Source organism: Methanobrevibacter sp. (genome assembly GCF_045541095.1).
In the GTDB taxonomy this organism is placed as follows: domain Archaea; phylum Methanobacteriota; class Methanobacteria; order Methanobacteriales; family Methanobacteriaceae; genus Methanocatella.
This window is the reverse complement of record NZ_JAZQIJ010000147.1, coordinates 1-5,638: the sequence shown is the minus strand read 5'-3', so window position 1 is coordinate 5,638 and position 5,638 is coordinate 1. Positions and strand designations below refer to the sequence as shown.

3 protein-coding genes and 1 pseudogene are annotated in these 5,638 nt (G+C 28.5%); 3 read left to right on the top strand and 1 reads right to left on the bottom strand.

Annotation, left to right across the window (positions count from 1 at the left end; translation table 11 throughout):
- From ACKI2P_RS06285 to ACKI2P_RS06275, 3 genes and pseudogenes are all read left to right on the top strand, one after another.
- A pseudogene (locus ACKI2P_RS06285) lies at positions 1-194 on the top strand (hypothetical protein); the annotation flags it as partial.
- A gap of 88 nt (positions 195-282) precedes the next feature.
- The gene (gene rfbA / locus ACKI2P_RS06280; RefSeq protein ID WP_407376035.1) at positions 283-1,149 is read left to right on the top strand and encodes a glucose-1-phosphate thymidylyltransferase RfbA; all 867 of its coding nucleotides are present in this window, start codon (positions 283-285) and stop codon (positions 1,147-1,149) included.
- Positions 1,150-1,470: 321 nt separating this feature from the next.
- Complete coding sequence (locus ACKI2P_RS06275) at positions 1,471-3,408, top strand: glycosyltransferase family 2 protein (protein WP_407376033.1); 1,938 nt, start codon at positions 1,471-1,473, stop codon at positions 3,406-3,408.
- A gap of 146 nt (positions 3,409-3,554) precedes the next feature.
- On the opposite strand, the gene ACKI2P_RS06270 is transcribed toward ACKI2P_RS06275, so the two are convergent.
- Complete coding sequence (locus ACKI2P_RS06270; RefSeq protein ID WP_407376031.1) at positions 3,555-5,381, bottom strand: glycosyltransferase; 1,827 nt, start codon at positions 5,379-5,381, stop codon at positions 3,555-3,557.
- Between the last annotated feature and the right edge of the window lie 257 nt (positions 5,382-5,638).

The window sequence follows — 5,638 nt, the reverse complement described above, 5'->3', positions numbered from 1 at the left end:
AAAATACAAATCCTATAGTTCATTATCTTGAAAAGGGTGTTTATAAAGGATATGATCCTTCTCCTTTTTTTGATACTAACTTTTATTTAGATCAATATGTCGATGTTAAAGATGCTAAAATTAATCCATATGTTCATTATATTAAATATGGAAAAAAAGAACAAAGAATGCCGTCAAAAGAAAAGATAAAGTAGTTTAAAAAATTTTTTTTTAAAATCTTTTTTTATCATTTGATGTAGTGTTTATATAGGGTAAAAAATATATTTTTTTTAAGTGATTAATATGAAAGGAATAATTTTAGCAGGAGGTTCTGGAACTCGCCTTTACCCAATTACAAAAGCAGTATCAAAGCAGTTATTGCCATTATATGACAAACCAATGATTTATTATCCTATTTCAGTTTTGATGCTTGCAGGAATCAAAGAAATTTTAATTATCTCAACACCTAGGGACTTGCCACAATACAAAGATCTTCTGGGAGATGGAAGTGATTTAGGAATAACTTTCAGTTATGAAGTTCAATATAAACCTGGGGGACTTGCTGAAGCATTTCTCATTGGTGAAAAATTTATAGGAACAGATAATGTTGCTTTAATTTTAGGAGATAATGTTTTTCATGGTCATAGGTTCTCAGAAATACTAAAAAGAGCTACTCAACTTAAAGAAGGTGCGATAATTTTTGGGTATTATACGAATAATCCGGAAGCATTTGGTGTTGTCGAATTTGATGAAAATGGAAATGTTTTATCTGTTGAAGAAAAGCCTGAAAAGCCAAAATCCAATTATATTATTCCAGGATTGTACTTTTATGATAATAATGTAATTGATATTGCTAAAAATGTTAAACCTTCTCCAAGAGGTGAAAAAGAAATCACTTCTGTTAATGATAAATATTTAAAAATGGGTAAACTCAAAGTTGAACTTTTAGGTAGGGGTATGGCGTGGCTTGATACTGGAACTCATGATGGTCTTTTAGAAGCAGGCAATTTCATCGAAACTGTTCAGAAAAGACAATCATTATATGTTGCTTGTATTGAAGAGATTGCATATAATTTAGGTTATATTTCAAAAGAAAAATTGTTAGAGCTTGCCCAACCTCTTAAGAAAACAGATTATGGTAAATATTTGTTAAGATTAGCAGAAAAATAAAAGGGTAAAAAAGAATCGAAAGATAAGAAAAATAACCTTTTATTTTTTTTAGTGATTGTTATGATTTTTATATTTATGAATAAAAATCTTAAATTTTTATGGGCAATCTATTTTTAATTAATATTAATTTAGTTAAAACAAGTATTTATAATCAAATGCCATAAGTTGAAAGCAACTTACGGCATTTTGTAGGTTGTTGTAATTTCAAGTTAATGGAATTACAATATTAAATATTTTTAAGGTCATATAAAAAAATTTTTATTTAAATAATTCAATATATTAAAATAGTTCAGACATATTTCATATTTTATGGGGAATCTTATGATTTCAGTTATTATTCCAGTTTTTAATGTAGAAGAATATTTGCATGTTTGTTTAAATAGCCTGTTAAATCAATCTTATGAAGATTTTGAAATTATATGCATTGATGATGCTTCAACAGATTCTTCTCTTGAAATTTTAGAATATTTTTCCAATAAAGACTCGAGGATTAAAATTCTTAAAAACGGTTCCAATAATGGGCCGGGGTTTTCTAGAAATCGTGGTTTGGAGGAAGCAAAGGGTAAATATATTTCTTTTTTAGACGGGGATGATTGGTTTAGTCCAAATGCTTTTGAAGTTTTAATCGAAAAAGCTGAAAGAGATAATCTAGATTTGTTGATGTTTAAGAATATTGTATATTATGATGAACCTCATGATTTTGGTATGGAATCATATTATGATATGGAATTCATGGATGAATATCAGGATAAGGTGTTCAATCATTTTGATTTGAATAAAACTAACTTATTTGTCATGTCTAATGCAGTTTGGAATAAATTTTATCTAAAATCCTTTTTAGATGAAAACAATATTAGTTTTCCTAATGGAAATTTGATTCATGAAGATAATCCGTTTTTTTACAAGGCAGTTACTTATGCAAAAAGAATTTCTATAATTGGAGATTATCTTCACAATAGACGGCGCAGACATGGATCCATCATGACTTTAAATAATGAAAGGTTATTTGATAATATTGAGGTTTGTTATTTGATTTTAGATGTATTTTTAGAAAATTTTCAGTTATATCAATATTATAAAAAAGAACTTCTAAATTATATTTTTGACACATTAAATTACAAATACAATCAAATTGAAGACCAATTCAAAGAGGAATTTTACAAACAAGTTCAAGAGGTTTACAAAAACTTCATAACCGATTATGCTTTATGTGAGGACATTTCTAATCATGTCGATAAAACAATTTTAGACAAATTTAAATTTGGTGAAATAGTTGAAAATATCAATCATAAACCGAAAATTTCAGTTATTATTCCAGTTTATAATACTGAAAAATATCTGAAAGAATGTTTGGATAGTGTTTGCAATCAAACATTTGATGATATTGAAATCATTTGTGTTAATGACGGTTCAATGGATAATTCTTTAAATATTTTAAAAAGTTACTGGAGGCATGATTCAAGATTCACAATTGTTTCACAAGAAAATAAGGGTCTTTCTTCTGCCAGAAATACTGGTTTAAATCAAGCAAGGGGAGAATATGTCTATTTTATAGATTCTGATGATTATATTGAGAACACTGCTTTAGCTGAACTATATGAGTTGTCTGAAAGTAAAGAGTTGGATATGAATATATTTAAAATAATATCTTTTAGGGATGATTCTAAAGAAAAATTCACCTTACCTTATTTTGAAATGGAGTTTTTAAAAGATATTGTTGGCGAGGATGTATTCAGTTTTAAGGATTTGGGAATCAGAATGTATGATCTTGCGGTTACAGTTTATGGAGTTTTATTTAAAAGAGATTTAATCTCGGATTTGAGATTTCCCGAAGGTTTGATATTTGGAGACAATGTTTTTTTCACAGAAGCAGTATTTAAAGCCAAAAGAATATATTTTTATGACAAGCATCTTTATAATCGTCGCATTAGAAATGGGTCTATAACCAATTCGGGTTCCAATTTTTCAGATACTATTGAAATTACAAACATGATTATTGATTTGGCTAAAAAATATAATAATTTTGATTCATATCTCTATTCTAAAAAGTTATATCGTGTCCGAAATAGATTTTTACAGGTTTCAGATGAAAATAAGGAAGAATTTTTCAGAAAAATTCAAAAAGATTTCTTTGAACATCAGGAGGAATATGAATCTTCCGAAGATTTTAATAATTTACCTGATGGGCAAAAATCTATATTTTATGCAGGTCTAAACGCTAAAAATTATAAGGAATTTGAAGACATGATTAATGGGTAAATTAAGTGTCGGTTATAGTTAAAAACCAAATTATCATAATTTTTTCAATCCATTTATCATAAATGACTTATTATAGTCAGATTCTTCTTCAATCAGGATTTATTTGAATTGTAATTTATATAAAGATATGAGAAAAGTTAGTTGAGTTACTTAAATGGGAAACATTCAATTAATTCTTTTTGTTTTTCATAAACCTGTTCAATTGTTTTAAAATTACATCTGAAATCTTTTTTAACATCTGGCAGATTTCCATTTCTCAAATCAAAAACATCCCTGTCTGTGCCAAATGATGAGAAGTAATCATGAAACTTAAATCCGTTTCCAATGACTCTGTCTGAAATTTCACACCAGCAATTTGGGATGCCGTATGAGTCGGCAACTATCAAACCGTGAAGACTGGTTGAGATTATGTATTCACACGAGGATATTTCACTTAAAACTTGTCTTGGTTTGTTTTGAACATCAATTATTTTTGAATTCGGATAATATTCTAACATTTTTTCAAAGATTTCTTCCTCTTTATCCCATCTGTGAGGCACAATCCCTACATTGTATTTTTTTTCACATGGCTCAACAAGCATAGGTGCTAAAATTCCAGGATCTGCCAAAACACAGGAAACATTTTTTCCAAGAATATCAGATATCCTTTTTCGGGTTTTTTCACCTCTCACTGCATGGATAATGAATGGTCTCAAAGCTGTCTGTTTGACATTATCATAGTCAAACATCAGTCCGGTTCCCCAAATGTGAATCGGTTTATCTGTTTTGCAGTCTTTTTGCAGCTCCTTATCGTATTCACCTATATTTGAATTTGTGACGAGTTTATCGAAGATGCTTCCAAGAGCACATAAATCTGCATTCTGAAATGAGCTAAATTCAAAGTCTTGCTTGAAAATTGAAGATAAAATGTCTTCATTTAATAAATCTCCAAAATTTGGCCATACATTAAAATAATATAATTTAATGCTATTTTCTTTCATCATTCTTTTTTTATATTTCAAATACTCTTCAGGAGATACATTTTTCCAAACCCAATTCAGGACATTGTCCACCCCTTCTTTATCTCCAACATGGTTTAAATAATGGTTCACAGTTATGGCAATTTGTTGGGCATACCATCCATCAAGGTTTGAGAGTAATTTATGTTTTTTTAAATAATCGTGAATCTTTCGTTTCTCTTCTAGATTTTTTATTATGAAGTCTGATTTAGTGCTGAACGTATCATTTTTTCCATGAACTCTATAAACTCCAATAATTTTTTTGTTAATGAATGTTTTTCCACCAACCATCAATGCTCTTAAATAGAGTGATGTGTCATTCATCATTGTCATCTCTTTAAATTCGGCTTCAATTAAGGTTTTCCTTCTGAATGCTGCCGGAAACATTGATTTAGGCTTATGGTATTTTATCATGAAATTTTTCAAGTATTCGATTGAATCTATTTTTTCCTCATCAAGATTCAAATTGGAATATACATATTTGTCTTCCTTTTCATAGTATGTATAGGACTCTGAGCAGATTACATTAACACTTTCATCTTTGAAAATGTTTACTAAATCAAAAAAGTAACTATTGTCGATATAATAGTCGTCATCATCACAAAAAATTATATAATCTCCATTTGAGAGGTTATATCCCTTTTGTCGGTTCAATCCCATCCCTAAGTTCTCATAATTCCGGTAATATTTCAGGCGTTTGTCATGATAGTTGCCATAAAATTCATAGGTTTCATCACTTGAGACATCATCAATCAGGATTATCTCAAAATTCTGATATGTTTGGCTTAAAATGCTGCTTATCAATTCGGATAATTGATCAAATCTATTGTGTGTTGGGATTATGATGCTTATTTTTGGGGCGTCTTTTTGGATATTGGGGATGGTTCTGGTGTTATATAATAAATTGTAATATGCAGACTGGCTTAAAATATTTGCTTCTTTTTTTTGCTCAAATTCCTTGAGATTATTGTTCATATAGTCCACCACTAGCTAAGTTAATATTAATTATATGTATATTTTAATTTAAATTTTTCTTTAAAATCATTCTGCTGTTTTTTTCTGTGAAATTTAGGATATTTCTCACATCTGTTTTAAAATGGTTACAATGCATCTAATGTAGTTGGGATAAAATGATTGTTTATATTAGAACTATATTTAAATTAATTTGTGAATAAATTATTTTTGTGGATGGGTTAAAAAGTAGTTAAATTATAGCTTGTTTTGGAGTAAAT

Bases quoted from the DNA above. Each gene is read 5' to 3' on its own strand.
- ACKI2P_RS06275 (WP_407376033.1), top strand. From the start codon at position 1,471: ATGATTTCAGTTATTATTCCAGTTTTTAATGTAGAAGAATATTTGCAT.
- rfbA (WP_407376035.1), top strand. From the start codon at position 283: ATGAAAGGAATAATTTTAGCAGGAGGTTCTGGAACTCGCCTTTACCCA.
- ACKI2P_RS06270 (WP_407376031.1), bottom strand. From the start codon at position 5,381: ATGAACAATAATCTCAAGGAATTTGAGCAAAAAAAAGAAGCAAATATT.